The 25,456-nt window shown below is 73.0% G+C and carries 24 protein-coding genes; 9 read left to right on the forward strand and 15 right to left on the reverse strand.

What is annotated here, in order from left to right; all coding sequences use genetic code 11:
* Positions 1 to 37 precede the first annotated feature (37 nt).
* On the forward strand, positions 38 to 1,852 hold the full coding sequence (locus IE207_RS00905) for a bifunctional metallophosphatase/5'-nucleotidase (RefSeq protein WP_190182048.1): 1,815 nt from the start codon (positions 38 to 40) through the stop codon (positions 1,850 to 1,852).
* 78 nt (positions 1,853 to 1,930) lie between these two features.
* Here IE207_RS00905 and IE207_RS00910 read toward each other — a convergent pair whose 3' ends face one another.
* From IE207_RS00910 to IE207_RS00930, 5 genes are all read right to left on the reverse strand, one after another.
* Entirely contained in the window at positions 1,931 to 3,340 is a 1,410-nt protein-coding gene (locus IE207_RS00910; RefSeq protein WP_190182049.1) for a lysine N(6)-hydroxylase/L-ornithine N(5)-oxygenase family protein, read from the reverse strand.
* Positions 3,312 to 4,751: a pyridoxal phosphate-dependent decarboxylase family protein gene (locus IE207_RS00915; protein ID WP_190182050.1), complete on the reverse strand. Its 1,440-nt coding sequence runs from the start codon at positions 4,749 to 4,751 to the stop codon at positions 3,312 to 3,314. Before IE207_RS00915 ends, IE207_RS00910 begins: the two co-directional genes overlap by 29 nt.
* Before the next feature lie 170 nt (positions 4,752 to 4,921).
* Positions 4,922 to 7,435, reverse strand: a complete 2,514-nt coding sequence (pepN, locus tag IE207_RS00920; protein ID WP_190182051.1) for an aminopeptidase N — start codon at positions 7,433 to 7,435, stop codon at positions 4,922 to 4,924.
* 32 nt (positions 7,436 to 7,467) lie between these two features.
* Positions 7,468 to 7,833 (reverse strand): chorismate mutase, encoded by a 366-nt coding sequence (locus tag IE207_RS00925; protein WP_190182052.1) that lies wholly within the window; start codon positions 7,831 to 7,833, stop codon positions 7,468 to 7,470.
* A gap of 287 nt (positions 7,834 to 8,120) precedes the next feature.
* Complete coding sequence (locus IE207_RS00930; protein ID WP_229873211.1) at positions 8,121 to 8,903, reverse strand: serine protease; 783 nt, start codon at positions 8,901 to 8,903, stop codon at positions 8,121 to 8,123.
* Between the two features lie 140 nt (positions 8,904 to 9,043).
* On the opposite strand from IE207_RS00930, the gene IE207_RS00935 reads away from it, so the two are divergent.
* The gene (locus IE207_RS00935; RefSeq protein WP_190182054.1) at positions 9,044 to 9,934 is read left to right on the forward strand and encodes a hypothetical protein; all 891 of its coding nucleotides are present in this window, start codon (positions 9,044 to 9,046) and stop codon (positions 9,932 to 9,934) included.
* Between the two features lie 31 nt (positions 9,935 to 9,965).
* On the opposite strand, the gene hsaD is transcribed toward IE207_RS00935, so the two are convergent.
* From hsaD to IE207_RS00950, 3 genes are all read right to left on the reverse strand, one after another.
* A complete protein-coding gene (gene hsaD, locus IE207_RS00940; RefSeq protein ID WP_190182055.1) occupies positions 9,966 to 10,820 on the reverse strand; it encodes a 4,5:9,10-diseco-3-hydroxy-5,9,17-trioxoandrosta-1(10),2-diene-4-oate hydrolase in 855 nt (284 codons plus the stop codon).
* A 547-nt stretch (positions 10,821 to 11,367) separates the two neighbouring features.
* Positions 11,368 to 12,279 (reverse strand): SDR family oxidoreductase, encoded by a 912-nt coding sequence (locus IE207_RS00945; protein WP_190182056.1) that lies wholly within the window; start codon positions 12,277 to 12,279, stop codon positions 11,368 to 11,370.
* A gap of 1 nt (position 12,280) precedes the next feature.
* Positions 12,281 to 13,045 carry an SDR family oxidoreductase gene (locus tag IE207_RS00950; RefSeq protein WP_190182057.1) on the reverse strand — a complete coding sequence of 255 codons (765 nt, stop codon included), beginning with the start codon at positions 13,043 to 13,045 and terminating at the stop codon, positions 12,281 to 12,283.
* 56 nt (positions 13,046 to 13,101) lie between these two features.
* Between IE207_RS00950 and IE207_RS00955 the strand changes: the two genes are divergently transcribed.
* The 5 genes from IE207_RS00955 to IE207_RS00975 are packed head-to-tail and all read left to right on the forward strand — an operon-like array spanning position 13,102 to position 17,465.
* The gene (locus IE207_RS00955) at positions 13,102 to 13,851 is read left to right on the forward strand and encodes an enoyl-CoA hydratase family protein (protein ID WP_190182058.1); all 750 of its coding nucleotides are present in this window, start codon (positions 13,102 to 13,104) and stop codon (positions 13,849 to 13,851) included.
* Positions 13,848 to 14,702: a CoA transferase subunit A gene (locus IE207_RS00960; protein WP_190182059.1), complete on the forward strand. Its 855-nt coding sequence runs from the start codon at positions 13,848 to 13,850 to the stop codon at positions 14,700 to 14,702. The genes IE207_RS00955 and IE207_RS00960 overlap by 4 nt, the downstream gene beginning before the upstream one ends.
* Entirely contained in the window at positions 14,699 to 15,430 is a 732-nt protein-coding gene (locus IE207_RS00965; protein WP_229873213.1) for a CoA-transferase subunit beta, read from the forward strand. Before IE207_RS00960 ends, IE207_RS00965 begins: the two co-directional genes overlap by 4 nt.
* A gap of 4 nt (positions 15,431 to 15,434) precedes the next feature.
* Positions 15,435 to 16,502: an NAD(P)H-dependent flavin oxidoreductase gene (locus IE207_RS00970; RefSeq protein WP_190182060.1), complete on the forward strand. Its 1,068-nt coding sequence runs from the start codon at positions 15,435 to 15,437 to the stop codon at positions 16,500 to 16,502.
* 36 nt (positions 16,503 to 16,538) lie between these two features.
* Positions 16,539 to 17,465, forward strand: coding sequence for a tyrosine-protein phosphatase (locus tag IE207_RS00975; protein ID WP_229873215.1), 927 nt, complete (start codon positions 16,539 to 16,541; stop codon positions 17,463 to 17,465).
* A 66-nt stretch (positions 17,466 to 17,531) separates the two neighbouring features.
* On the opposite strand, the gene IE207_RS00980 is transcribed toward IE207_RS00975, so the two are convergent.
* The 5 genes from IE207_RS00980 to IE207_RS01000 form a co-directional block, all read right to left on the reverse strand.
* Complete coding sequence (locus IE207_RS00980; protein WP_229873217.1) at positions 17,532 to 19,187, reverse strand: DEAD/DEAH box helicase; 1,656 nt, start codon at positions 19,185 to 19,187, stop codon at positions 17,532 to 17,534.
* A 101-nt stretch (positions 19,188 to 19,288) separates the two neighbouring features.
* The gene (locus IE207_RS00985) at positions 19,289 to 19,495 is read right to left on the reverse strand and encodes a cold-shock protein (RefSeq protein ID WP_030707191.1); all 207 of its coding nucleotides are present in this window, start codon (positions 19,493 to 19,495) and stop codon (positions 19,289 to 19,291) included.
* Positions 19,496 to 19,693: 198 nt separating this feature from the next.
* A complete protein-coding gene (locus tag IE207_RS00990) occupies positions 19,694 to 20,851 on the reverse strand; it encodes an acetyl-CoA C-acetyltransferase (protein ID WP_190182062.1) in 1,158 nt (385 codons plus the stop codon).
* A 26-nt stretch (positions 20,852 to 20,877) separates the two neighbouring features.
* On the reverse strand, positions 20,878 to 21,492 hold the full coding sequence (locus IE207_RS00995) for a TetR/AcrR family transcriptional regulator (RefSeq protein ID WP_190182063.1): 615 nt from the start codon (positions 21,490 to 21,492) through the stop codon (positions 20,878 to 20,880).
* A 57-nt stretch (positions 21,493 to 21,549) separates the two neighbouring features.
* Positions 21,550 to 22,353, reverse strand: coding sequence for an SDR family oxidoreductase (locus IE207_RS01000; protein ID WP_190182064.1), 804 nt, complete (start codon positions 22,351 to 22,353; stop codon positions 21,550 to 21,552).
* Positions 22,354 to 22,408: 55 nt separating this feature from the next.
* Between IE207_RS01000 and IE207_RS01005 the strand changes: the two genes are divergently transcribed.
* Both IE207_RS01005 and IE207_RS01010 read left to right on the forward strand, forming a co-directional pair.
* Entirely contained in the window at positions 22,409 to 23,563 is a 1,155-nt protein-coding gene (locus tag IE207_RS01005; protein WP_190182065.1) for an acyl-CoA dehydrogenase family protein, read from the forward strand.
* Positions 23,563 to 24,561 (forward strand): acyl-CoA dehydrogenase family protein, encoded by a 999-nt coding sequence (locus IE207_RS01010; RefSeq protein WP_190182066.1) that lies wholly within the window; start codon positions 23,563 to 23,565, stop codon positions 24,559 to 24,561. The genes IE207_RS01005 and IE207_RS01010 overlap by 1 nt, the downstream gene beginning before the upstream one ends.
* Here the strand turns inward: IE207_RS01010 and IE207_RS01015 are convergent.
* Together IE207_RS01015 and IE207_RS01020 are read right to left on the reverse strand one after the other, a co-directional pair.
* Positions 24,548 to 25,285 carry a class I SAM-dependent methyltransferase gene (locus IE207_RS01015; protein ID WP_190182067.1) on the reverse strand — a complete coding sequence of 246 codons (738 nt, stop codon included), beginning with the start codon at positions 25,283 to 25,285 and terminating at the stop codon, positions 24,548 to 24,550. The two genes, IE207_RS01010 and IE207_RS01015, sit on opposite strands and share 14 nt — an antisense overlap.
* On the reverse strand, positions 25,282 to 25,428 hold the full coding sequence (locus IE207_RS01020) for a hypothetical protein (RefSeq protein ID WP_229873219.1): 147 nt from the start codon (positions 25,426 to 25,428) through the stop codon (positions 25,282 to 25,284). The genes IE207_RS01015 and IE207_RS01020 overlap by 4 nt, the downstream gene beginning before the upstream one ends.
* Positions 25,429 to 25,456: the final 28 nt, after the last annotated feature.

The raw sequence follows: 25,456 nt of genomic DNA on the forward strand, positions 1-25,456 counted from the left end.
TACGCGCGTTGTATACGCCTCAGACAGGGGAGATGGCATGGCGTTCGACCGCAGGACTTTTCTGGGTACTTCGGCTGCGACGGGTGCGGCTGTGGCGCTGGCGGGGGGCGCGGGCACTCCGGCCGCGGCCGCGGTGAGCGGGCAGCAGCCGGGGCACGGGCCCGGGCCGCGGACGTACTCGTTCACGGTGATGGGGACGACCGATCTGCACGGGAACGTCTTCAACTGGGACTACTTCACGGACAAGGAGTTCGACGACAAGGCCCACAACGACGTCGGTCTCGCGAAGATCTCCACGCTGGTGGAGCGGGTGCGGGCGCAGAAGGGGCGCTGTAACACGCTGCTGATCGATGCCGGAGACACGATCCAGGGCACGCAGCTGGCGTACTACTACGCGAAGGTGGATCCGATCACCGCGCGGCGGGGTCCGGTGCATCCGATGGCGCAGGCGATGAACGCGATCGGGTACGACGCCGCGGCGCTCGGCAACCACGAGTTCAACTACGGCATTCCGGTGTTGCGCAAGTTCCAGGAGCAGTGCCGTTTCCCGTTGCTGGGGGCGAATGCGCTGGATGCGAAGACGTTGCAGCCGGCGTTCCCGCCGTACAGCATGCACCGGTTGCGGACTCCGCACGGGCGGGATGTGAAGGTGGCGGTGCTGGGGTTGACGAATCCGGGGATCGCGATCTGGGACAAGGCGAACGTGCAGGGGAAGATGACGTTCCCGGGTCTGGAGGAGCAGGCGGCGAAGTTCGTGCCGCGGCTGCGTTCGATGGGCGCCGATGTGGTGGTCGTGGCGGCGCATTCGGGTTCCAGCGGTACGTCGAGCTACGGGGACCAGCTGCCGTACGTCGAGAACGCGGCCGGGCTGGTGGCGGAGCAGGTGCCGGGGATCGACGCGATCTTGGTGGGTCATGCGCACACGGAGATCCCCGAGTACCGGGTGAGGAACAAGGCGACCGGTAAGGACGTGGTGCTGTCCGAGCCGTTGAAGTGGGGGCAGCGGCTGACGTTGTTCGACTTCGAGCTGGTGTGGGAGCGGGGTCGCTGGTCGGTGGCGAAGGTCGCGGCGCAGGTGCTGGATTCGAACACGGCGGTGGAGGATCCGAAGATCACGGGGCTGTTGTCGGACGAGCACCGCAAGGTCGTCGCGTACGTGAACCAGGTGATCGGTACGTCGGTGCAGGCGATGTCTTCGGCTGAGGGTCCGGTGAAGGACGTTCCGATCATCGATCTGATCAACCACGTGCAGGCGGAGACGGTGAAGGCGGCTCTGGCGGGTACGCAGTGGGCGGCGCTGCCGGTGTTGTCGCAGGCTTCGTGTTTCTCGCGGACGGCGGCGATCCCGGCCGGGCAGGTGACGATCAAGGATGCGGCGGGGCTGTACCCGTTTGAGAACACCTTGGAGGCGCGGCTGCTGACGGGTGCGCAGGTGAAGGATTACCTCGAGTACTCGGCGCGGTATTACGTGCGTACTGCTCCGGGCGATGTGGTGGACCCGGCGAAGTTGACGAACTCGGAGAACGTTCCGGATTACAACTATGACGCGGTGTACGGGTTGACGTACGACATCGACATCGCGCAGCCGGTGGGGTCGCGGATCACGGGGTTGGCCTTCCAGGGGAAGCCGTTGGATCCGGCGGCGCGGTTCGTGTTCGCGGTGAACAACTACCGGGCCTCGGGCGGGGGGAACTTCCCGCACGTCCCGCAGGCCGGGCAGCTGTGGTCGAACTCGGAGGAGATACGCAACACGATCATCCAGTGGGTGAAGGCGAAGGGGACGATCGATCCGGCGCAGTTCGCTTCGGTGGACTGGCGGCTGACGCGGGCCGGGGTGCCGGTCTTCGCGTAGCCACGTTGGCCGGCCGGCCTTGGTGTGGCCGGGTGCCGCCGGGCCGGTCCCGCGTGGCCGGTTGTCGGGTGGTGGCCGTCAGGGGTGTTCGACCAGCGGGAGCAGTTCGCTCGCGGGGTGGGGGCGGGCGTGTTCCCGCTGGTCGAGGCCGAAGGTGGTGAATGCGGTGCGGGCGGGCTGCGGGTAGGCCTCTTTGCCGGTGAGGGTGTTCAGGATGGCGGCGCTGCGCCAGGCCGCGAGGCCGAGGTCGGGGGCTCCGACGCCGTGGGTGTGGCGTTCGCCGTTCTGGACGTAGACGCTGCCGGTGATGCTGGGGTCGAGGATCATCCGGTAGCGGTCGTCGATGCGGGGGCGGCCCGAGGAGTCCTTGCGGAGGTAGGGGTCGAGGCCGGCGAGGAGGCTGGTGAGGGGGCGTTCGCGGTAGCCGGTGGCGAGGATGACGGCGTCGGTGGTGAGGCGGGAGCGGGTGCCTTGCTGGGTGTGTTCGAGGTGGAGTTCGACTTTGGTGGTGGCGACGCGGCCGGCGGTGCGGACGCTGACGCCGGGGGTGAGGACGGCGTCGGGCCAGCCGCCGTGGAGGGTGCGGCGGTAGAGCTCTTCGTGGATGGCGGCGATGGTGTCGGCGTCGATGCCCTTGTGGAGTTGCCATTGGGCGGGGACGAGCTGGTCGCGGACGGGTTCGGGCAGGGCGTGGAAGTAGCGGGTGTAGTCGGGGGTGAAGTGTTCCAGGCCGAGTTTGGAGTACTCCATGGGGGCGAAGGAGGGGGTGCGGGCGAGCCAGGTGAGGCGTTCGCGGCCGGCGGGGCGGGCGCGGAGCAGGTCGAGGAAGACTTCGGCTCCGGACTGCCCTGATCCGATGACGGTGACGTGTTCGGCGCCGAGGACGCGTTCGCGGTTGTCGAGGTAGTCGCAGGAGTGGATGACGGGGACGGTCGGGGCTTCGGCGAGGGGGCGCAGGGGTTCGGGGATGTGGGGGGCGGTACCGATGCCGAGGGCGAGGTTGCGGGTGTAGGTGCGGCCGAGGGCTTCGGCTTCGCCGTCGCTGTCGAGTTGGGTGAAGTCGACTTCGAAGACGTCGCGTTCGGGGTTCCAGCGGACGGCGTCGACTTGGTGGCCGAAGTGGAGTCCGGGGAGGCGGCCGGCTACCCAGCGGCAGTAGGCGTCGTATTCGGCGCGTTGGATGTGGAACTGCTCGGCGAAGTAGAAGGGGAACATGCGTTCCTTGTGCCGGAGGTAGTTGAGGTAGCTCCAGGGGCTGGTGGGGTCGGCGAGGGTGACGAGGTCGGCGAGGAAGGGGACTTGCAGGGTGGCTCCGTCGATGAGGAGTCCGGGGTGCCAGCGGAAGTCGCGGCGCTGGTCGTAGAAGGCGGTGGCCAGTTCGCCGGTTCCTTGCCGTGGGAGGCCGTGGGCGAGGGCGGCGAGGGAGAGGTTGAAGGGGCCGATGCCGATTCCTACGAGGTCATGGGGTGCTTCGGGCTGCGCGGTCATCGGTGGGTGCTGCCTTCCGGGAGGGGGTCGGGGCCAGGAGGGTGAGGAGGGCTTGCAGGTCCCGCTGCGTGGTGTGGGGGTTGAGGAGGGTGGCTTTGAGCCAGAGGCGGCCGCCGGCGGTGGCGCGGCCGAGCACGGCGCTGCCGTCGAGGAGGAGGGTGCGGCGCAGGGCCGCGAGCTGGTCGTCGTCCGTGGGGGTGGGGCGGAAGAGGACCGTGCTGATGGTGGGGGGCGCGTGGAGTTCGAAGCCGGGGTGTGCGTCGAGGAGTTCGGCGAGCCGGTGGGCTGCGGCGCAGGTGAGGTCGATGAGGTGGGCGAGTCCGTCGCGGCCGAGTGAGCGCAGGGTGGTGGCGATCTTGAGGGCGTCGGGGCGGCGGGTGGTGCGCAGGGAGCGGCCGAGGAGGTCGGGGAGGCCTGCTTCGGTGTCGTCGGTGGCGTTGAGGTAGTCGGCCTGGTGGGCGAGAGGGGCCAGCAGGGCGGTGTCGGGGACGGCGAGGAGTCCCGCGGCGACGGGTTGCCAGCCGAGTTTGTGCAGGTCGAGGGTGAGGGAGTGGGCGCGGGAGAGGCCTTCGACCTTGGTGCGGTGGCGGGGGCTGAGGGCGAGGAGGCCCCCGTAGGCGGCGTCGATGTGGAGGTCGGCGCCGTGCTGGTGGCAGAGGTCGGCGAGGGGGCCGAGGGGGTCGATGAGGCCGGCGTCGGTGGTGCCTGCGGTGGCGGCGACGAGGACGGGGCCGGTGGTGCGGGTGAGGGCTTCGGCGACGCGGTCGGGGTCGAGTGTCCCGGTGGGGGTGGGGAGGGCGATGGCGGGGGGCAGCCCGAGGAGCCATGCGGAGCGGGGCACGGAGTGGTGGGCGTTGGTTCCGTGGAGGACGGTGAGGCGGGGTCCGTGGCGTTCGCGGGCCAGGAGCAGGGCGAGCTGGTTGGCTTCGGTGCCGCCGGTGGTGACGAGGGCGTCGGCGCGGGGGGTGTCGTAGAACTCGGCGGCGAGGGTGCGGGTGAGGAGCGCTTCGACGGCGGAGGCGGCGGGGGCCTGGTCCCAGGAGTCGAGGGAGGGGTTGAGGGCGCTCGCGGCGAGGTCGGCTGCTGCGGCGACGGCGAGTGGCGGGCAGTGCAGGTGGGCGGCGCACAGGGGGTCGGCGGGATCCGCGGCGCCGGCGGTGAGGGTGTGGACGAGGGTGCGCAGGGCTTCGTGGTCGCCGGTGCCGTGGGTGGGGAGTACGTCGCCCAGTGCGGCCAGGACGCGGGCGGTGACGGTTTCGGGTCCGCCGGCGGGGAGGGGGCCACCGCGTTCTTCGGCTCCGGTGCGCAGGGCGCCGAGGACGGTGTCGATGAGGGGCCGCAGGGCGTCGGCGCCGCCGGGGCCGCCGGCGAGCGGGGGCAGGGGCGTCGGGGTGCCGGGCGGGCTGGTCATCGGGTGTCCTTAAACCGTGGCTGGGCGGGGACAGTCCGGTCCCCGCCCAGCACAACGATCAGACCCGAATGGGGTAACCGCCGGGGTTTGTCCGATTGCCCCGTACGGGTGGGGCGCACGGCCGGCTGTTCGACCGGTGGCCCTGTCGTTCGGGGGGCGGCGGCAGTGGGTCAGCCCGCGGTGCGTACGCGCAGGGCGCGGGCGAGGTCGTCGAGCTGGTCGACGAGCTTGCGCCGCAGCAGCGGGATGAGCTCGGGGTCTTCGAGGCAGGCGCGCCCGGCCCGCAGGTTGTCCTCGTCGACGGCGTGGGCGGGGAAGGCCCAGCGGCCGGCGGCGTCGCCGATGGCGGGTCCGCGGCGGGCCGCGACGGCGATCGCCTCGGGGTAGTAGCGCGGGACGTAGTCCTGGACGAGGTCGGCCTGTTCGGGCTGCCAGAAGCCCTGGGCGGTGGCGCTGAACAGGTAGTTGGACAGGGTGTCGTCGTGGAAGAGCCGGTTCCAGGCGGCTTCCTTGGCTTCGGCGCTGGGCAGTGCCGCGCGGCAGCGGGCGGCGCCTTCCTCGCCGGTGGCGGTGGGGTCGGCGGCGAGGGCGGCGGTGATGTCGCTCTCGCCGACGGCGCCGAGGACGGCGAGCCGGGCCAGGATGCGCCAGCGCAGTTCGGGGTCGAGTTCGGGCCCGCCGGGTACGGTGCCGTCGGCCAGCCAGGTGGCGAGGGTGTCGGGCTGGGTGGCGCTGTCGATGCGGACGCGTACGGCGGCCAGGCGCAGGCCGGGGTCGGACCCGTCCTCGGTGCGGCGCAGCAGGGCGCGGGCGGTGTCGGTGATGGTGGCGAGGGCGGCGGTGCGCTGCGCGGGGGCGACGTAGCGGGCGGCGATGTGGGTCCGGGCGAAGGCGAGTACGCCTTGGACGATGGCCAGGTCCTGCTCGTCCGGCAGGTGGGCGCGGGCGGTTTCCAGGTAGGCGTCCGGTTCCAGTTCGCCGTCGCGGACCATGTCGCGCAGGGAGTTCCACACGACGGCGCGGGTGAGCGGGTCGGGCAGGGCGGACAGGCTGCGCAGGGCGGTTTCGACGGAGGTGGCGTCGAGGCGGATCTTGGCGTAGCCGAGGTCGCCGTCGTTGAGGAGGACCAGGGCGGGGCGGGGGCCGCTGACGGAGAGGACCTCGTCGGAGGGTACGTCGAGGCTGAGGCGCTCGCGCAGTTCGAGATCGCGGCGGCCCGGTACGCGGTCGTAGAGGCCGACGCCGATGTGGTGGGGGCGGCTGCCGTGGTGGTCGACGGTGAGGGTCCAGCCGGAGGCGTTCTCCTCGATGCGGGGGCTGAGGGTGTCGACGCCGGTGGTGCGCAGCCACACGTCGGCCCAGGCGTGGACGTCGCGTTCGGTGTGGGCGGCGAGGGAGTCGACGAAGTCGGCGAGTGAGGCGTTGGCGAACTTGTGGCGGGTGAAGTGGGTGTTGATGCCGTCGAGGAAGTCCTTTTCGCCGAGCCAGGCGACGAGCTGGCGCAGCGCGGATGCGCCCTTGGCGTAGGAGATGCCGTCGAAGTTGAGGAGGGCGGAGGCGGTGTCGGGGACGGCGTCGGGGGCGACGGGGTGGGTGGAGGGCCGCTGGTCGGCGTCGTAGCCCCAGGGCTTGCGTTCCATGCCGAACTCGGTCCAGGTGCCGGTGAAGCGGGTGGCTTCGACGAGGGTCTGGTAGCCCATGTACTCGGCGAAGGACTCGTTCAGCCAGATGTCGTCCCACCAGCGCAGGGTGACGAGGTCGCCGAACCACATGTGGGCCATCTCGTGGGCGATGACCATGGCGCGGCGCTGGCGTTCGGTGTCGGTGACGGCGGAGCGGAAGATGAATTCGTCGCGGAAGGTGACGAGGCCGGGGTTCTCCATGGCGCCCGCGTTGAATTCGGGGACGAAGGCCTGGTCGTAGGAGTCGAAGGGGTAGGGCTCGGCGAACTTTTCGTGGTAGCGGTCGAAGCAGTCCTTGGTGACGGAGAGGATCTCCTCGGCGTCCGCGTCGAGGTGGGGGGCCAGGGAGCGCCGGCAGTGGAGGGCGAAGGGCAGCCCGGCGTGGTCGGTGCGGACGCTGTGCCAGGGGCCGGCGGCGACGGCGGCGAGGTAGGTGGAGATGACGGGGGTGGGGGCGGAGGTCCAGATTCCCGCGCCGTCGCCCTCGCGGTCGCCGGTGCGGGTGGTGATGCCGTTGGCGAGGACGTACCAGTGGGAGGGCGCGGTGACGGTGAACTCGAAGACGGCCTTGAGGTCGGGCTGGTCGAAGGCGGGGAAGACGCGCTGGACGTCGTCCATGAACATCTGGGTGTAGACGTACGTCTCCCCGTCCTCGGGGTCGGTGAAGCGGTGCAGGCCCTCGCCGGTACGGGAGTAGCGCATGCGGGTGTCGACGCGCAGTTCGTGGGGGCCTTCGGCGAGGCCGGTCAGCGGGAGGCGGCTGCCGTCGAGGGTGGAAGGGTCGAGGGGGTGGCCGTCGAGCTCGACGGAGCGCAGTTCCTCCGGTTTGAGTTCGAGGAACGTGTCACCGGGGGTGCGGGCGCTGAACCGGATGACGGTCGCGGAGTCGAAGGTCTCGTCGCCGGTGGTCAGGTCGAGGGTGACGGCGTAGTGGTGGACGTCGAGGAGCTGGGCTCGGAGCTGCGCTTCGTCGCGCGTCAGGGCGGAGGACATGGGGCCCATGCTGCCGGATGCGGCGGCCGGGCCCCAGGGGTCTACTCTTCGCCCGCAGCGATCGTCTCGTGGTGGCGGATGACCTCGGCGATGATGAAGTTGAGGAGCTTTTCCGCGAAGGCCGGGTCGAGTTTGGCGTTCTCGGCGAGCTGGCGCAGGCGGGCGATCTGGCGGGCCTCGCGGCTCGGGTCCGCGGGGGGCAGCTGGTGGCGGGCCTTGAGGTGGCCGACCTGCTGGGTGCACTTGAAGCGCTCGGCGAGCATGTGGACGACGGCCGCGTCGATGTTGTCGATGCTGTCCCTGAGGCGGGCCAGTTCGGCGGTGACGTCCTCGCCGGTCGTCTGGCCGGGCGTCTCGCCGGTCGCCTGACCGGTGACGTCGGGCTCGTCGGGGTGGCTGGTGTTCATGGTCCCCGAGAATACGTGCGTGAACGGCTGTCGACCTGGTCGGCCGGTCAGTGAGACGACCGGGCCTGGGCGGGCCGGGGTGTGCGGTGACGGTGGGGATGCGGGCGGTGACGGGCGGTCGCCCCGGGCGGTGCGGGCCCCGGGCGGCGCGCGCTTCGGGTGGGCGCCTTGGGCGGTGCGGGCCCGGGCTTCGGACGGGCGCGCGCCCCGGGCGGGCACGGGCTTCGGGCGGGCGGGGGCCTCGGCCTCCCGGGCCGGAGCGGGCCGGGAGGCCGGGGCGGGGTGGGTCAGAGGCCGGCGGCCGCCGCCCTGATGTCGGCGGCGAAGGTGGAGACCTCCGAGTACACGCCGGGGTAGCCGGGCCGGGCGCAGCCCTCGCCCCAGCTGACTATGCCCACCTGGATCCAGGCGTTGGTGTTGTCGCGACGGAACATCGGGCCGCCGGAGTCGCCCTGGCAGGTGTCGACGCCGCCCTGGTCGTAGCCGGCGCAGATCTCGTCGCCGGGGACGAGGTCGCTGCCGTACGCGCTCTGGCAGGCGGCGTCGGAGACGAAGGGGACGGTGGCCTTGAGCAGGTACCGCTGCTGGCCGCCGCCTTCGCGGGCGGCGCCCCAGCCGGCGATGGTGAAGGTGCCGTTGTCGTAGGCCTTGGTGTCGGCGATCTTGAGGGTGGGCAGGTTGATGGGCTTGGCGAGCTTGATGAGCGCCCAGTCCTTGCCGGAGCCGTTGTAGCCGGGCGCCTGGAGCACCTTGGTGGACTTGACCTTGATGGCGCTGGTGCTGTTGAGGTCGACGACGCCGGCGGTGGCGGTAATGGAGGTGTTGTTCCCGGAGCCGTTCACGCAGTGGGCTGCGGTGAGGACGATCTGCTGGGTGTAGAGGGCGCCGCCGCAGCCCATGGAGAGGCGGACCATGAACGGGAACTCGCCTTGTGCGGCCCGCGTTCCACCGACGACGGGGGTCGGTGAGGCGGTGGCGGAGCCCGGCTGGAGGCTGACGGCCGCGAGGGCGACGGCGCCGACGGCGAGGGCGCGCTTGAGGAGGGTGGCAAGGGTGGACACAGTCGACACACTGCCTTTCGTGGGGGGTTGGGCCGTGCGCGTCACGGGTGATGACGCGTCCATGACACAACGCCGCCGCCCGGGCAACAAGAACGCGTTTTCGGACAACTTCCGCGCGTCGCTGCCGTGATTGCGGCGAGGAGGGCTCCATGACGCAGAACGGCAGGCACAGCAGCCCGGTCGCGCACGGATTTCCGCATCTGGAAACGGTGCGCAAGGCGATCACGGCGCTGTTCCGGCGGCTCTCCTACGAGGGCGTCCTGGCGTACGGGGCGAGCCTCGCCCCCGCCGAGGCGGCCTTCGGCGACGACGAGGACCTGTACCTCGGCGCGCACCGCGTGGCTTCCGCCGTGGTGCGCACGCTACGGCTGCCCGACGCCCGGATGGTGGTCGGCTTCCGGCCGATGGCGGAGGCGGCCTCCGTGGAGCTGACGGCCGGACCCGAGTACTTCGTCGAGGTGAACGAGCGCTTCCGCACCCACCGCCGCGATCTGGCCGCCGCCTTGGCCCACGAGGCCGCGCACGTCCTGCTGCACCGGCTCGACCTGGCCTTCCCCACCACCGCCGAGAACGAGATCCTCACCGACACCGCGGCCGCCTGCCTCGGGGCGGGCTGGCTGCTGCTCGACGCCTACCGCGAGGACGCCCTGACCCACCAGAAGCTCGGCTACCTCACGCCCGAGGAGTTCGGCTACGTCCTCGCCAAGCGCGGCCGCCTGTTCGGCGAGGACCTGTCCACCTGGTTCACCAGCCCCCAGGCCTACGAGGCCTACGTGCGCGGCCGCGCGCTCGCCGACCGGGACCACCGCCTGCCCCCGCTGGCGGCCGCGCCGTGGGCGGAGCGCCGCCGCTACGCCCACGGCCGCCGGGCCGGGGCGGCCGCGCCGGGAGCCGCGTACCGCTTCGAGGGCCAGGGCGCCGCCCTGCGGGTCGGCTTCCGCTGCCCGGTCTGTGCCCAGCGGCTGCGGCTCCCGGCCGGGCGGGGCCGGCTCACCGCGCGGTGCGGCCTGTGCCGCACGGAGCTCGATGTCGACACCTGACCGGCGGGACCGGCCGGGCCGGGCCAGGCCGTCAGTGGAGGAAGAAGTCCGCGGCCAGGCGCTGGAAGTCTTCGGCGGCCTCGGCCTGGACCAGGTGGCCGCAGCGGGGGAAGACGTGGAGCCGGGCGTCGGGGATGGCCTTGAGTGCGACGAACGCCCCGCCGACGGGGGTGACGCGGTCCTCCCGCCCCCAGGTCAGCAGCACCGGGCAGCCGATGCGGTGCGTCTCGCGCCACAGGAGCGAACCCTCGGGCCACTTGGCGAACGAGGCGGCCATCCGGGCACTGCCCAGCCGGGCGCGCGGGTCGACGGCCTCGGCGTAGCGCTCCTCGACGAGTGCGTCGGTGACGAGGGACGGGTCGTGCACGAGGGTGCTGAGGAAGGCCCGCATCTGCTCGCGGGTCGGCTCGGGCGAGCCGCCGAACTCGATGAGCCGCCGCAGGCCTTCGGTGGGCGCGGCGGAGAAGAGGTTCAGGGAGAGCCCGGCGGGGGCGTTCAGCAGCAGCCTGCCCACCCGGTCGGGGTGGCCGAGGGCGATCCGGGCGGCGGTGCCGCCACCGAGCGAGGTCCCGAGGAAGTGGGCGCGGGGTATGCGGAGTTCGTCCATGAGGGCGACGACGGCGTGGGCGCTGTACGAGAAGTAGTCGCGGTCGGGCTCCGGCAGGTCGGAGCGGCCGTATCCGGGCTGGTCGATGAGCAGCGTACGGAAGCGCTCGGCGAAGTGGGGCAGGTTGTCGGCGAAGTTTCCCCAGCCCGAGGCGCCCGGGCCGCCACCGTGCAGCATGACGAGAACGGGGGCGTCGGCGGGGCCGGCCTCGTGGTAGTGGAGGGTGAGCGGACCCGCCGCGGCGGTGCGGGAGGTGTTCTCGTACGTGTGAATCGGCATGATCACAGCATCGCCGATGGGAAGTCGGGGCCAGGATGGTTCGGCGGGGAGGCGTAGCGGGTAGTCATACCGCAACGCACGCGCGAAGCCCCGGACCCGACCCCTCGCCAGGGGGCCGGGCCCGCGGCGCGTCCCGACCCCGGACCGCGCCCCAGCCCCCGCCGCGCCTGACGGGCCGCAACGCCCCGGGGCCGAAGGCCGACTGCGGGGGCCGCCACCGCGGGCCCCATCCGGCACCACGCCACAACACCCCGGGCCAAGGCCAACCCCGGGCCGGGGGCCGCCCTCCCCCAACCCCCGGCCGCTATCCGGGACTCGGCGCCGCCCGGCATGGCGCCATAACGCCCCGGGCAGAAGGCCGGCCCCGGGCCCCGCGCGCGGCGTCACGACACCGGGCCGAAGGCCAGCCCGGCCCGGGGCCGCCGCCGCGAACCCCGCCCCGCCCGGCGCCAGGCCACAGCGCCCCCGGGCCGGGTGTCCGAGCGGTACGGTCGCGACGCCCCCCGGCCGGGGGCGCAGGTCCCCCTCGGCGGACGGGGCCGGCGCGCTACTGCCCCGATCCGTAGACCGCCCCCGGGGGCTGCGCGCGCGCCAGGAGCTTCGCCGCCGTCTCGCCCGCCTCCGACGGCGTCCAGCGCGCGGAGCGCTCGGCCGTCGGGCCGGGCCGCCAGCCCTCCATCACCGTGATCCGGCCCCCCTCCGCCTCGAAGACGCGCCCCGTCACCCCCTCCGAGGCCGCCGAGCCCAGCCACACCACCAGCGGCGACACGTTCTCCGGGGCCATCGCGTCGAAGCCGCCCCCGCCCGGCGCCGCCATGGCCCCGGCGAAGGTCCGTTCCGTCATCCGGGTCCGCGCGGCCGGCGCGATCGCGTTGACCTGGACCCCGTAGCGGCCCATCTCCGCCGCCGCGACCAGCGTCAGCGCCAGGATCCCCGCCTTGGCCGCGCTGTAGTTCCCCTGTCCGACCGAGCCCAGCAGCCCCGCGCCCGAGGAGGTGTTGACCACCCGTGCCGCGACGGGCCGCCCCGCCTTCGCCTCGGCCCGCCAGTACACCGCCGCGTGCTTGAGCGGCAGGAAGTGCCCTTTCAGGTGGACCCGGACCACCGCGTCCCAGTCGTCCTCGTCCAGGTTCACCAGCATCCGGTCCCGCAGGAACCCGGCGTTGTTGACCAGCGTGTCCAGGCGGCCGAACGCCCCGAGTGCGCACTCCACCAGGGACGCCGCGCCCTCGCCGGTGGCGATGTCCCCGCCGTGCGCGACGGCCTCCCCTCCCGCCGCCTCGATCTCGGCCACCACTCGGGCGGCCGGGCTGTCGGGGCCGGGGAGCCCGTCGAGCCCCACGCCGAGGTCGTTGACCACGACCCGCGCCCCTTGCGCCGCGAAGGCCAGCGCGTGGGCGCGGCCCAGTCCCCGCCCCGCGCCCGTCACGATGACCACGCGCCCCTCGGCAAGTCCCATCTCAGTCCTCCTTGTTGACGGTTGCCGCGTCCAGAAAGGCGGGCCGCTCCCCGCCGCCGTGCACCAGCAGGCTCGCCCCGCTCACGTACGCCGCCCGGTCGGAGGCCAGGAACACCGCCGCCGCCCCGATGTCGGACGGTTCCGCCAGTCGCCCCAGCGGTACGGTTTCGGCGACCGCCCGGACGCCCGCTTCGTCCCCGTAGTGCAGGTGCGCGAGTTCGGTCCGCACCATGCCGGGGACCAGCGAGTTCACCCGTACCTCGGGGGCCCACTCGACGGCCATGGAGCGGGCGAGGTTCTCCAGCCCGGCCTTCGCCGCCCCGTAGGCGGCCGTGCCCGGGGAAGGCCGCGTGCCGCTCACGCTGCCGATCATCACGACCGAGCCCCGGGAGGCCCGCAGCCACGGGTAGGCGGCGAGCGAAGCCGTCATCGGGGCCAGGAGGTTCAGTTCGACGACCCGGGCGTGGCGTGCCGCGTCCCCTTCCCCCAGCAGCCGGTACGGGGTCCCGCCCGCGTTGTTGACCAGGCAGTCCAGTCGCCCGTACCGGTCGGCGACCGCCTCGAACAGCTCCTGGACGGCGCCGGGTTCGCGCAGGTCGACGGCGGTGAAGGAGGCCCGCAGGCCGCCTTCCTCGACGGGCCGCTCCGGTGGTCGGCGCGCGCAGACGACGACCCGCGCGCCCGCCGCGAGGAACGCACGCGCGATGCCCGCGCCGACGCCCCGGGTTCCGCCGGTGACGACGGCCACCCTCCCCTTGAGCTCCATCGGCTGCTACCTTCCTCGCCTAACAAATGTTTGGTGGAAAGGTAGCTGATCCGCCCATGGGTGTCTCCACCTCCAGCCCCGACAAGGGCATCGCACTGGTCACCGTCGACTTCCCGCCCGTCAACGCCCTTCCGGTCGCCGGCTGGTACGAACTCGCCGACGCCCTGCGCGCGGCCGGCCGCGACCCCGCCGTCCGCTGCGTCGTCCTCGCCGCCGAAGGCCGGGGCTTCAACGCCGGCGTCGACATCAAGGAGATGCAGCGCGACCGCGGCCACGGCTCCCTCATCGGCGCCAACCGCGGCTGCTACGAGGCCTTCGCCGCCGTGTACGAGTGCGAGGTGCCGGTGGTGGCCGCCGTCCACGGCTTCTGCCTCGGCGGCGGGATCGGCCTGGCCGGGAACGCGGACGCGATCGTCGCCTCCGACGACGCCGCCTTCGGCCTGCCCGAGCTGGACCGGGGCGCGCTCGGCGCGGCCACCCATCTGGCCCGCCTGGTCCCCCAGCACCTGATGCGGGCCCTGTACTACACCTCCCGTACCGCGTCGGCGGCCGAGCTGCACGCGCACGGCTCGGTGTGGAAGGTGGTCCCGCGCGCGGAGGTCCGCGCCGCCGCCCTGGAGCTGGCGGCGGAGATCGCGCGCAAGGACGGCTACCTGATCCGGCTGGCCAAGGCGGCCATCAACGGCATCGACCCCGTCGACGTGCGGCGCAGCTACCGATTCGAGCAGGGGTTCACCTTCGAGGCCAATCTCAGCGGGGTCGCCGACCGGGTCCGCGACTCCTTCGGGAAGGGGCGGGACGCATGACCGACAAGTCGATGACCCCCGAGGACGTGGTGGGGCGGCTGCGCAGCGGGATGACGCTCGGCATCGGCGGCTGGGGTTCGCGGCGCAAGCCCATGGCGCTGGTGCGGGCACTGCTGCGCTCCGAGGTCACCGACCTCACCGTCGTCTCGTACGGCGGCCCGGACGTCGGGCTGCTGGCCGCCGCCGGGCGGATCCGCCGCCTCGTCGCCCCCTTCGCCACCCTCGACTCGATCCCCCTGGAGCCGCATTTCCGGGCCGCCCGCGAGCGGGGTGCGTTCGCGCTGACGGAGCTGGACGAGGCGATGTTCATGTGGGGCCTGCACGCCGCCGCGAACCGGCTGCCGTTCCTGCCCGTGCGCGCCGGTCTCGGGTCCGACGTGATGCGCGTCAACCCCGAGCTGCGGACCGTGACCTCCCCCTACGCCGACGGCGAGGAGTTCGTCGCCGTCCCGGCGCTGCGCATGGACGCGGCCCTGGTCCACCTCAACCGCGCCGACCGCCTCGGCAACGCCCAGTACCTGGGCCCCGACCCCTACTTCGACGACCTGTTCTGCGAGGCCGCCGACGCGGCGTACGTCTCCTGCGAGCAGCTGGTGGAGAGCGCCGACCTCGCCAAGTCAGGGCCCCCGCAGTCCCTGCTCGTCAGCCGCCACAGCGTCACCGGCGTCGTGGAGACCCCCAACGGGGCGCACTTCACCTCCTGCGTCCCCGACTACGGCCGTGACGAGTCCTTCCAGAAGCTGTACGCGTCCACCCCCTGGCCCGAGTTCGCCGCCCGCTTCCTGTCCGGTCCGGGCGAGCACGCCTACCAGTCGGCCGTCCAGGCCTGGCACGAGGAGCAGCAGCGGTGAACAGTGAGCCGACCCGCGCCGAATACTGTGTGATCGCCTGCGCCGAGGCCTGGCGCGGCGACGGCGAGGTCCTCGCCAGCCCCATGGGGCTCGTCCCTTCCGTCGGCGCGCGGCTCGCGAAGCGGACCTTCTCCCCCGACCTGCTCCTGACCGACGGCGAGGCGATGCTCGTCGGGCTCGACGGCACGGTGGAGGGCTGGCTGCCGTACCGCCGTCACCTCGCCATGGTCACCGGCGGCAGGCGCCACGTGATGATGGGCGCCAGCCAGATCGACCGCTTCGGCAACCAGAACATCTCCTGCATCGGGGACTGGGAGCGGCCCGCCCGCCAGCTCCTGGGGGTGCGGGGCGCGCCCGTCAACACCTTGAACAACCCGGTGAGCTACTGGATCCCGCGGCACTCGGCACGGGTCTTCGTCGAGCGCGTCGACATGGTCAGCGGCGTCGGCCACGACCGTGCCGAGGCGGCCGGGGTGACGCGTTTCCACCGTCTGCCCCGGGTGGTCAGCGATCTCGGCGTCTTCGACTTCGAGACCCCCGACCGCTCGATGCGCCTGGCCTCCCTCCACCCCGGGGTCACCGTCGAACAGGTCCGGGACTCCACCGGTTTCGCGCTGGAGGTGCCCGGCGACGTCCCGTACACGAGGGAGCCGGGCGCCGAGGAGCTGCGCCTGATCCGCGAGGTGATCGACCCCGCGGGCCTGCGCGAGCGGGAAGTGCGGGTCTGAGGCGATGGAGACGGCATTGACCGCGCTGGTCGGGGTCCGGTACCCGATCGTGCAGACCGGCATGGGGTGGGTGGCCGGGCCTCGGCTGGTGTCGGCGTCGGCGAACGCGGGAGCGCTGGGGATCCTGGCGTCGGCGACGATGACGCTCGGTGAACTGCGGGCCGCGGTCCGCGAGGTGAAGTCCCGTACGGACGCGCCCTTCGGGGTCAATCTGCGCGCCGACGCCGGCGACGCCGCCGAGCGGGCCCGGCTGATCATCGACGAGGGGGTGCGGGTCGCGTCCTTCGCCCTCGCGCCGTCTCGGGAGCTGATCACCCGGCTCAAGGACGCGGGTGTGGTCGTCATCCCGTCGGTCGGGGCCCGCCGGCACGCGGAGAAGGTCGCGGCCTGGGGCGCGGACGCGGTGATCGTGCAGGGCGGTGAGGGCGGCGGGCACACGGGCAAGGTGGCCACGACCGTCCTGCTGCCGCAGGTGGTCGACGCCGTGGACGTCCCGGTGGTCGCGGCGGGCGGCTTCCACGACGGCCGGGGCCTGGTCGCGGCCCTCGCGTACGGGGCGGCGGGCATCGCGATGGGCACCCGCTTCCTGCTGACCTCCGATTCGACCGTCCCGGACGCCGTGAAGGCCGAGTACCTCAAGGCGGGCGTCAACGACGTCACCGTCACCACGGCCGTCGACGGGCTGCCGCACCGGATGCTGCGCAGCGAGCTGGTCGATTCGCTGGAGCGGGCGGGCCGCGCCCGGGTGCTGGCCCGGGCGGTGCGGCACGCGGCCGGCTTCCGCAAGCTGTCGGGGCTGTCCTGGTCGCGGATGGTGCGCGACGGGCTGGCGATGAAGCACGGCAAGGACCTGTCCTGGAGCCAGGTCCTGCTCGCCGCGAACACCCCGATGCTCCTCAAAGCGTCCATGGTCGAGGGCCGCACGGACCTCGGTGTCATGGCATCCGGGCAGGTCGCGGGGGTGATCGAGGACCTCCCGTCCTGCGCGGAGCTCGTCGGCCGGGTCATGGCCGAGGCACAGAGCGCACTCGTACGACTGCACGCGCCCGGAGCCCAGCCCCCACCGGGGTGACCACCCTTCCTCCTCCTCGTCCCAGGAGCCGCCCCGATGAGCCGTGTCCGTATCCGCCTGATGACGGCGGTCCTCACCTGCGCCCTCGTCGTCACCACCGTGTCCGCCACCGCCGCCTCCGCCGCGCAGGTGCCCGTCCGCCCAGGGCGCCACCAGCCGGCCGTGGCCGAAACGATCCGTCAGGTCCCCCTCCAGGGCGCGGTCAACTTCCGTGACCTGGGGGGCTACCGCACCTACACCGGCGGCCAGGTCCGCCAGGGGCTGGTCTACCGCTCCGACGCGCTGAACAAGCTGACCGCCGCGGACCTCACCACCGTCTCCGGCCTCGGCCTCACGAAGGCCGTCGACTTCCGCGTCCCGTTGGAGGTCCAATACGACGGCGCCGACCGGCTGCCCGCGGGGCTCACCCCCACCTCGCGCCCGGTCAGCGACCTCGGCCTGTACGCGACCCTGCTCACCGCCATCTCCAGCGGCGACCCCGTCAAGCAGGAGCAGATGCTCGGCGGCGGCCGCGCCGAGGCCTACATGCGCGACATCTACCGGACGTTCGTGACCGGCCCCGAGAACCGGGCGCAGTTCGCGGCGACGCTGCGGGAGATCGCGGGGGGCACGGGGCCGCTGCTGTACCACTGCACGTCGGGCAAGGACCGTACCGGCTGGGTGAGTTACGTACTGCTGCGGGCGCTCGGCGTTCCCGAGAGCAGCGCCGGGCGGGACTACCTGGCCTCGAACACCTTCCGCGCGGCCTACGACGCCCAGGTGCGGGCGGGCCTCGAGCAGTCGGGCCGGATGCAGGACCCGGACCTGCTGATCCCGCTCCAGGAGGTCCGCCAGGACTACCTGGACGCCGCGACCGCCCGGCTGGAGGCGGACTACGGCGGCTTCCACGGTTACCTGACCGACGGCCTCGGCCTGGACCTGCGGACCCTGGCGAGGCTGCGGAGCCGGCTGGTCAGGTCGTAGGAACGGCTACGCCGGGCGGCGCGCACACTGCGCGCCGCCCGGCGTAGCGGGGTATTTCCGGCCGGATCAGGCCGACCGGCGCCGGCCCTGGCCCGCGCCACCGACGCGGCTGCGCGCCGAAGCCGCCGCCGCGCCGCCGGAGGCGCCGCCACCGGTACGCCGGCCGCGCTCGCCGGAACCGGAGCCCTGCCCGGCGGCCTGGCCGCGGCGGGCCTGGCCCGACCCGGCCGCGGGAGCCTGGCCGACGCCGGCGCCACCGGAGCGGCGGCCGCGGCCACCACCGGCGGACGGAGCCGCGCCTGCGGCGGAACCCGTGCGGGGTCCGCCCGAACGGCGGCCCGAGCCGGAACGCGCCTTGGGCTGCGCGGGCTGCGGCACCTCCAGCACCACCGGGACGCCGGACGGCGTCTTGGCGCCGGTCAGGCGGGACAGCTCCTCGTCGGAGGACTTGATCTGCGCGGTACGCGGGGAGATCCCGGCGTCCGACATCAGGCGGGTCATGTCGCGCTTCTGGTCGGGCAGGACCAGGGTGACGACGCTGCCGGACTCACCGGCGCGGGCGGTACGGCCGCCGCGGTGCAGGTAGTCCTTGTGGTCGGTGGGGGGGTCCACGTTGACGACGAGGTCCAGGTCGTCGATGTGGATGCCGCGCGCGGCCACGTTGGTGGCGACGAGCGCGGTGACCTCGCCCGTCTTGAACCAGTCCAGGGTCCGGTTGCGCTGCGGCTGGGAGCGGCCGCCGTGCAGGCCGGAGGCGCGGACGCCGTCGGCCAGGAGCTTCTTGACCATGCGGTCGACACCCCGCTTGGTGTCCACGAACATGATCACCCGGCCGTCGCGGGCGGCTATGCGCGTCGCCACGGCCTTCTTGTCGGTTTCGTCCATGACGTACAGGACGTGGTGTTCCATCGTGGTGACGGCGCCGGCCGACGGGTCGACGGAGTGGCCGACCGGGTCGGTCAGGAACATCTTGACGAGCTTGTCGATGTTCTTGTCCAGCGTCGCGGAGAACAGCATGGTCTGGCCGTCGGGCCGGACCTGCTTGAGCAGCGCGGTGACCTGCGGCATGAAGCCCATGTCGGTCATCTGGTCGGCCTCGTCGAGGACCGTGATCGCGACCTCGTCGAGGATCGCGTCTCCGCGGTCGATGAGGTCCTTGAGCCGGCCGGGGGTGGCGACGAGCACCTCGGCGCCGCGCCGCAGGGCGCCGGACTGCCGGTTGATCGACATGCCGCCGACGACGGTGGCGATGCGCAGGTTGACGGCGGTGGCGTACGGCGCCAGCGCGTCGGTGACCTGCTGCGCGAGTTCACGGGTCGGCACGAGGACCAGCGCGAGCGGCGCCTTCGGCTGCGCGCGACGGCCGGCGGTGCGGGCGAGGAGCGCCAGGCCGAAGGCAAGCGTCTTGCCGGAGCCGGTGCGGCCGCGGCCGAGCAGGTCACGGCCGGCGAGGGAGTTCGGCAGGGTCGCGGCCTGGATCGGGAAGGGCTCGGTGACGCCCTGGGCGGCGAGGGTCTTCAGCAGCGCCTCGGGCATGTCCATGTCCTCGAACGCGGCGACCGGCGGCAGGGCCGGGGTCAGCGGTTCGGGCATGGTGAATTCCTGGGGCCTGGCGGCGGGGGCGGACTTCTGCCGTCCCGCACCAGCCTTCGGACGTCCCTGGGCCGCTCCTCGGCCCCGGACGGGACGGCGGCTGGGTCGTGCGGAGCTGGAGCTGGTCATGCGAGAAAGCCCTCCTGAAACCGGCAGGTAAAACAAAGGTCGAAACAGCAGACAAGCCGGGGCCCGCACCTCGCGGTGCGGACCCCGGCGTGCTGAAAGACTTAGTTGGCGGGGAGGATGTTCTCCGCCTGGGGGCCCTTCTGGCCCTGGGTCACGTCGAAGGACACGCGCTGGCCCTCCTGGAGCTCACGGAAGCCCTGGGTGGCGATGTTCGAGTAGTGGGCGAAGACGTCCGGGCCGCCACCGTCCTGCTCGATGAAGCCGAAGCCCTTTTCCGAGTTGAACCACTTCACGGTGCCAAGTGCCATTTTAAATCTCCTGAATAGGCGGCAAGGGCCCCATCCGGAGATCCCGGTAAAAAACAAAAGCGCCTGTCGGAGCAATCCCGTCAGGCGCACATAAGTTTCATGGGTACCACAACTGCAACGCCTCCAAAGCTAGCACACGACGCCCGGGGACGGTCAACACCATGGGGTGACCCGTGTCCCCGGCGCCCCGCTGGGCTCCTACAGGCGCTCGATGATGGTCACATTGGCCTGGCCGCCGCCCTCGCACATCGTCTGGAGGCCGTAGCGGCCGCCCGTGCGCTCCAGCTCGTGCAGGAGGGTCGTCATGAGCCTCACGCCCGTAGCGCCCAGCGGATGGCCCAGCGCGATGGCGCCCCCGTTGACGTTGACCCGGCCGGGGTCGGCGCCCGTCTCCTTGAGCCAGGCGAGGACGACCGGCGCGAAAGCCTCGTTGATCTCCACCAGGTCGATGTCGTCCAGTGACAGCCCCGTCTTCTTGAGCGCGTACGCCGTCGCCGGGATCGGCGCCGACAGCATCCGGATGGGGTCCTCGCCGCGCACCGACAGGTGGTGGACACGGGCCCGCGGGCGCAGGCCGTGTGCGCAGACCGCCCGCTCGGAGGCCAGCAGCATCGCGGCGGCGCCGTCGGAGACCTGGGAGGAGACGGCCGCGGTGATGGTGCCGCCCTCCACGACGGGCCTGAGGGCCGCCATCTTCTCCAACGTGGTGTCCCGGCGCGGGCCCTCGTCGGCGCCCACGTCCCCGTAGGCGACGATCTCCCGGTCGAAGCGGCCTTCGCCGGCGGCCCGCACGGCCCGCTGGTGGGAGCGGAGGGCGAACTCCTCCATGTCCCGGCGCGAGATCCCCCATTTGGCGGCGATGAGCTCGGCGCCGTGGAACTGGTCGACCGGGGCGTCCCCGTACCGGGCGCGCCAGCCCTCCGAGCCGGCGAAGGGCCCCTCGGTGAGGCCGAGCGGCTGCGCCGCCTGCCGGGAGGCGAAGGCGATCGGGATCATCGACATGTTCTGCGTCCCGCCCGCGACGACCAGGTCCTGGGTGCCGGACAGCACGCCCTGCGCCGCGAAGTGCACCGCCTGCTGCGAGGAGCCGCACTGCCGGTCGACGGTGACGCCGGGCACCTCCTCGGGCAGGCCGGCCGCGAGCCACGCCGTCCGGGCGATGTCGCCCGCCTGGGGGCCGACCGTGTCGAGGCAGCCGAAGACGACGTCCTCCACTGCCGCCGGGTCCACCCCGGACCGTTCCATCAGGGCCCGCAGGACGTGCGCGCCGAGGTCGGCGGGGTGGACGGCCGACAGGCCTCCCCCGCGCCGCCCCACGGGCGTGCGCACCGCGTCGACTATGTAGGCCTCGGGCATCGGGACTCCTCGGGGTCGGGGGCGGGTCAGGTTCGCAGGGCGATCCCGTCCAGCACCATCGACAGGTACTGGCGGGCGATCTCCTCGGGGCTGTGCTGTCCGCCGGGCCGGTACCAGGAGGCCGCGACCCACACCGTGTCGCGTACGAAGCGGTAGGTCAGGCGGATGTCCAGGTCGGCCCGGAAGACGCCGTCGGCCACCCCGCGCTCCAGCGTCCCCAGCCAGGCGTCCTCGAACTTGCGCTGGGAGTCGGACAGGTAGTGGAAGCGGGGCTGCGCCGAGAGGTGGCGGGACTCCTTCTGGTAGATCGCGACGGCGGCGCGGTGCCGGTCGATCTCGCGGAAGGACTCGGTGACGAGGGCCTCGATGGTCTCCCGGGGGCCGAGGCCGGCGGCGAGGACGGTGTCGTAGCCCTGCCACAGCTCGTTCAGGAAGGCGGAGAGGATCTCGTCGAGCATCGATTCCTTGGAATCGAAGTGGTAGTAGAGGCTGCCGGCGAGCATGCCGGCGGCGTCGGCGATCTTGCGGACGGTGGTGGCGTTGTAGCCCTGTGCGGCGAAGACCTCCGCTGCGGTGTCGAGGAGTTCACGGCGCCGCTCGGGCGATGCGGTCACCTGCGTTTTCTTCTTGTTCGTTGGCACGCGCCCATTGTCGGTCCGGGCGCCGGTCTCGTGCTGCGACCGGGAAGGTTCACAGCACTAGGCGTGCTGGCTGCTGACGGAGACGGTCTCGCCCGTCATGTAGGAGGAGTAGCCGCTGGCCAGGAACACGATGACGTTGGCGACCTCCCACGGCTCGGCGTAGCGGCCGAACGCCTCTCGGGCGGTGAGTTCGGCGAGCAGTTCCCCGCTGGTGACCTTCACCAGGTGCGGGTGCATGGCCAGGCTCGGGGCGACCGCGTTGACCCGTACGCCGAATTCCGCGGCCTCCAGCGCGGCGCAGCGGGTCAGGGCCATCACCCCGGCCTTGGCGGCGGCGTAGTGGGCCTGGCCGCGCTGGGCGCGCCAGCCGACGACGGAGGCGTTGTTGACGATGACGCCGCCGCTTCCGGCCGCCTTGAGGGAGCGCAGGGCGGCGCGAGTGCAGCGGAAGGTGCCGTTCAGGGTGACGTCGAGGACGCGGCCCCACTGGTCGTCGCCCATGTCGACGAGGTCGGCGGTGCCGCCGAGGCCGGCGTTGTTGACGACGATGTCGAGGCGGCCGTGGGCGTGCTCCGCGTGTGCGAACAGGGCGCGCACCTGGTCCTCGTCGGTGACGTCGCAGGGCAGGGAGGTGACCCGGTCCGCCCCGAATTCGGCGGCGAGCGCGCTCTGGGCCTCCCCCAGCCTTCGGGCGTGCGCGTCGCCGATGACGACGCGGGCGCCCTCCTCCAGGAAGCGGCGGGCGGTGGCGCCGCCGATGCCGGCGCCGGCCGCGGCGGTGATGACGGCGGCGCGGTCCTCCAGCAGCCCGTGCCCGGGGGTGTACCGGGGGGTTCGGTCGGACTCCTCGACGCTGCTCATGAGCGTACGTTAACCTACCTAACACTTGTTAGGGAAGCGAGGAGGCGGACGCCTGATGGAGCTGACGCACACGGCCGGGGTCCGGGCCTTCCGGGCCGAGGCCCGGGACTGGCTCGCCGCCCACGTGCCCGCCTCACCCCTGCCGTCGCTGGAGACGGCGGAGGGCTTCGCCGCGCACCGGGCGTGGGAGGCCCTGCTGCACCGCGGCCGCTGGGCGGTGGTGTCCTGGCCCGAGGAGTACGGCGGGCGGGGGGTGGACCTGGAGCGCTGGCTGGTGTTCGAGGAGGAGTACTGGGCCGCGGGCGCCCCCGGGCGCGTCTCGCAGAACGGCATCAGCCTGCTCGCCCCCACGCTCCTGGCCCACGGCACGGAGCGGCAGCGGGCCAGGGTGCTGCCGCCGATGGCGAGCGGCGAGGTGATCTGGGCGCAGGCCTGGTCGGAACCGGAGGCCGGCTCCGACCTGGCCTCGCTGACTTCGCGGGCCGAGCGCACGGAGGGCGGCTGGCTGCTGACCGGGCAGAAGACGTGGTCCTCCCGGGCGGCGTTCGCGGACCGGGCGTTCGGGATCTTCCGGTCGGAGGCGTCGCAGGCGGGTGCGGCGAAACCGCACCAGGGCCTGACCTACCTGATGTTCGACCTGCGGGCGCCCGGGGTGACGGTGCGGCCCATCGGCCGGCTCGACGGCAAACCGGCCTTCGCGGAGCTCTTCCTCGACCGGGTGTTCGTCCCGGACGAGGACGTGATCGGCGAGCCGGGACAGGGCTGGCGGATCGCGATGTCCACGACCGGCAACGAACGCGGGCTCACCCTGCGCTCCCCGGGCCGCTTCCTGGCGGCGGCCGGCCGGCTGGTGTCGCTGTGGGAGGCGGCCGGCGATCCCGGGGACACGGCGATGCGGGACCGGGTCGCGGACGCGGTGGTCGGGGCGCGCGCCTACGAGCTGTTCACCTGGGCCAATGCCGCCCGGTTCGCGGCGGGCGAGACCATCGGCGCCGAGTCCAGCCTGAACAAGGTGTTCTGGTCCCAGTACGACATCGCCCTCCACGAGACGGCGCTGGACCTGCTGGGCGCGGACGCGGAGCTGGTGGACGGGGCGTGGGCCGAGCCGTGGGTCTTCTCCCTGGCCGGCCCGATCTACGCCGGGACGAACGAGATCCAGCGCGACATCATCGCCGAGCGGCTGCTCGGCCTCCCGAAGGGCCGCCGCTGATGCGCTTCCTGCCGACCGACGAGCAGCGCGACTTCGCCCGTACGCTGCGCGCCCTGCTCGGCGCGGCGGACGTCCCGGCCGCGGTACGGGCCTGGGGCGCGGGCGAGCACGGGCCCGGGCGGACGGTGTGGGCCCGGGCCGCGGGTACGGGGCTGTTCGCGCTGGCCGCAGACGAGGCGTACGACGGGCTGGGGCCGCTGCCGGTGGAGACGGCGTTCGGCTTCGTGGAGTGGGGCCGGTCGGGGATGCCGGGCCCGGCGGTGGAGACTGCGGCGGTGGCGGTGCTGCTGTCCCGGCTGGGCGACGGGACGCTGGCGAAACGTTTCCTGCCGGGGCTGCTGGCCGGTGAGGTGCTCGCCACGCTGACGCTGCCGGGCGGGGGCCCGTACGCCCTGGACGCGGACGCGGCGGCCTGCCGGTTCCGGGTGTCGCGGGCGGGCGAACTGCGGCTGGCGCGGACGGCGGGGGAACGGCTTGCGTCCACGGACCCGGCGCGGCGCCTGTTCCGGCCCGCCGTCGCCGAGGAGGAGCCGCTGGCGGAAGGTCCCCGGGTGCTGGAGGCGGCGGCGGCCGCGCTGGGGTGGGCGCGCCTGCTGACGGCGGCCCAGTGCCTGGGCGTGGGTGAGGCGCTGCTGGCCCGCACGGTGGCGTACGCGAAGCAGCGCACGCAGTTCGGGACGCCGATCGGCGGCTTCCAGGCGGTCAAGCACCGGCTGGCGGACACGCTCATGGCCCTGGAGTTCGCGCGGCCGCTGCTGTGGGCGGGGGCGCTGTCGCTGGAGCGGGGCGAGGTGGCGGCGGCGAAGCTCACCGCGGGCGAGGCTGCGTACGCGGCGGCCATGACCGCGCTCCAGGTCCACGGCGCGGTCGGCTACACGGAGGAACTGGACCTGTCCCTGTGGCTGCGGAAGGCGCGCCCGCTGCGGGACGCGTGGGGCACGCCGTCGCAGTGCCGCGCCGATGTGCTGGAGGCGCGGCTGCCGCTCACAGGACGCTGACGCCGAGCGTGACCACGTACCGCTCCTCGACGACGCCGTCGGGGAACAGGGCCGCGACGCGGGGCCGTTCGGCGTCCAGGAACTCCCGGGTGCCGGCTTCGCCCAGCATCAGGAACACGGAGTGGCTGGCGTGGTTGGCGAGGTGGGAGTCCAGGGGGACGCGGCGCGACCATCGGATCTCACGGGTGGTGAACCCCAGCTCGGGCGGCAGCCCGCGGGGAGCGACACCCGGGGCGGCGTCGAGGAAGGCCGCGATCCGTGCGTCCTGCTCGGCGATCCAGGGGACGGTGAAGTCCAGGTCGTTCCACCACAGCGCGAGCGCGCCGCCGGGGCGCAGCACGCGGCGGGCCTCGGGAACGGAACGCGCGGGGTCGGTCCAGTGCCAGGCCTGGGCGTACGTGACGAGGTCGAACCCGGAGGTGGCCAGGGGCAGCCGGTCGCCGTCCCCGCGGACGAGCGGTATACGGGGGTGCGCGCGGCGGAACTCGGCGGCCATCCCGTCGCCGGGCTCGACGGCGACGACATCGGCGCCCCGCGCGCTCAACGCCCCGGAGGCGATCCCGGTCCCGGCCCCGACATCGGCCACCCGCGCCCCCTCCAGCGGCCGCCCGCCCAACTCCTCCAGGGCATCGAACAGCTCACCGGGGTACCCGGGCCGGTGGGCGGCGTACAGCGGGGCGGCGGCGTCGAAGGACCGCGCCCTGGTGCGGGGTTGCGTAGTCATCCCCCCATTCTGCGGCCTGCGCACCCGCGTCGGCGGAACTCGCGCACCACCTCGACGCGCCCGACGATGTGCCGGTTGAACTCGTCCAGTTCCTCCGCCGGGACCCACGGCTCCAGGATCGTCTCGCCGCCGGCACGCCGCACCGGGTACCGCTCCAGGAACGCCGGCCCG

The sequence above is a fragment of the Streptomyces cirratus genome (assembly GCF_014650775.1).
Lineage (GTDB): Bacteria > Actinomycetota > Actinomycetes > Streptomycetales > Streptomycetaceae > Streptomyces > Streptomyces cirratus.

Coding starts and splice junctions, on each gene's coding strand:
- IE207_RS00905 (WP_190182048.1), top strand. CDS start 38: ATGGCGTTCGACCGCAGGACTTTTCTGGGTACTTCGGCTGCGACGGGT.
- IE207_RS00910 (WP_190182049.1), bottom strand. CDS start 3,340: ATGACCGCGCAGCCCGAAGCACCCCATGACCTCGTAGGAATCGGCATC.
- IE207_RS00915 (WP_190182050.1), bottom strand. CDS start 4,751: ATGACCAGCCCGCCCGGCACCCCGACGCCCCTGCCCCCGCTCGCCGGC.
- pepN (WP_190182051.1), bottom strand. CDS start 7,435: ATGGGCCCCATGTCCTCCGCCCTGACGCGCGACGAAGCGCAGCTCCGA.
- IE207_RS00925 (WP_190182052.1), bottom strand. CDS start 7,833: ATGAACACCAGCCACCCCGACGAGCCCGACGTCACCGGTCAGGCGACC.
- IE207_RS00935 (WP_190182054.1), top strand. CDS start 9,044: ATGACGCAGAACGGCAGGCACAGCAGCCCGGTCGCGCACGGATTTCCG.
- hsaD (WP_190182055.1), bottom strand. CDS start 10,820: ATGCCGATTCACACGTACGAGAACACCTCCCGCACCGCCGCGGCGGGT.
- IE207_RS00945 (WP_190182056.1), bottom strand. CDS start 12,279: ATGGGACTTGCCGAGGGGCGCGTGGTCATCGTGACGGGCGCGGGGCGG.
- IE207_RS00950 (WP_190182057.1), bottom strand. CDS start 13,045: ATGGAGCTCAAGGGGAGGGTGGCCGTCGTCACCGGCGGAACCCGGGGC.
- IE207_RS00955 (WP_190182058.1), top strand. CDS start 13,102: ATGGGTGTCTCCACCTCCAGCCCCGACAAGGGCATCGCACTGGTCACC.
- IE207_RS00960 (WP_190182059.1), top strand. CDS start 13,848: ATGACCGACAAGTCGATGACCCCCGAGGACGTGGTGGGGCGGCTGCGC.
- IE207_RS00970 (WP_190182060.1), top strand. CDS start 15,435: ATGGAGACGGCATTGACCGCGCTGGTCGGGGTCCGGTACCCGATCGTG.
- IE207_RS00975 (WP_229873215.1), top strand. CDS start 16,539: ATGAGCCGTGTCCGTATCCGCCTGATGACGGCGGTCCTCACCTGCGCC.
- IE207_RS00980 (WP_229873217.1), bottom strand. CDS start 19,187: ATGACCAGCTCCAGCTCCGCACGACCCAGCCGCCGTCCCGTCCGGGGC.
- IE207_RS00985 (WP_030707191.1), bottom strand. CDS start 19,495: ATGGCACTTGGCACCGTGAAGTGGTTCAACTCGGAAAAGGGCTTCGGC.
- IE207_RS00990 (WP_190182062.1), bottom strand. CDS start 20,851: ATGCCCGAGGCCTACATAGTCGACGCGGTGCGCACGCCCGTGGGGCGG.
- IE207_RS01000 (WP_190182064.1), bottom strand. CDS start 22,353: ATGAGCAGCGTCGAGGAGTCCGACCGAACCCCCCGGTACACCCCCGGG.
- IE207_RS01005 (WP_190182065.1), top strand. CDS start 22,409: ATGGAGCTGACGCACACGGCCGGGGTCCGGGCCTTCCGGGCCGAGGCC.
- IE207_RS01010 (WP_190182066.1), top strand. CDS start 23,563: ATGCGCTTCCTGCCGACCGACGAGCAGCGCGACTTCGCCCGTACGCTG.
- IE207_RS01015 (WP_190182067.1), bottom strand. CDS start 25,285: ATGACTACGCAACCCCGCACCAGGGCGCGGTCCTTCGACGCCGCCGCC.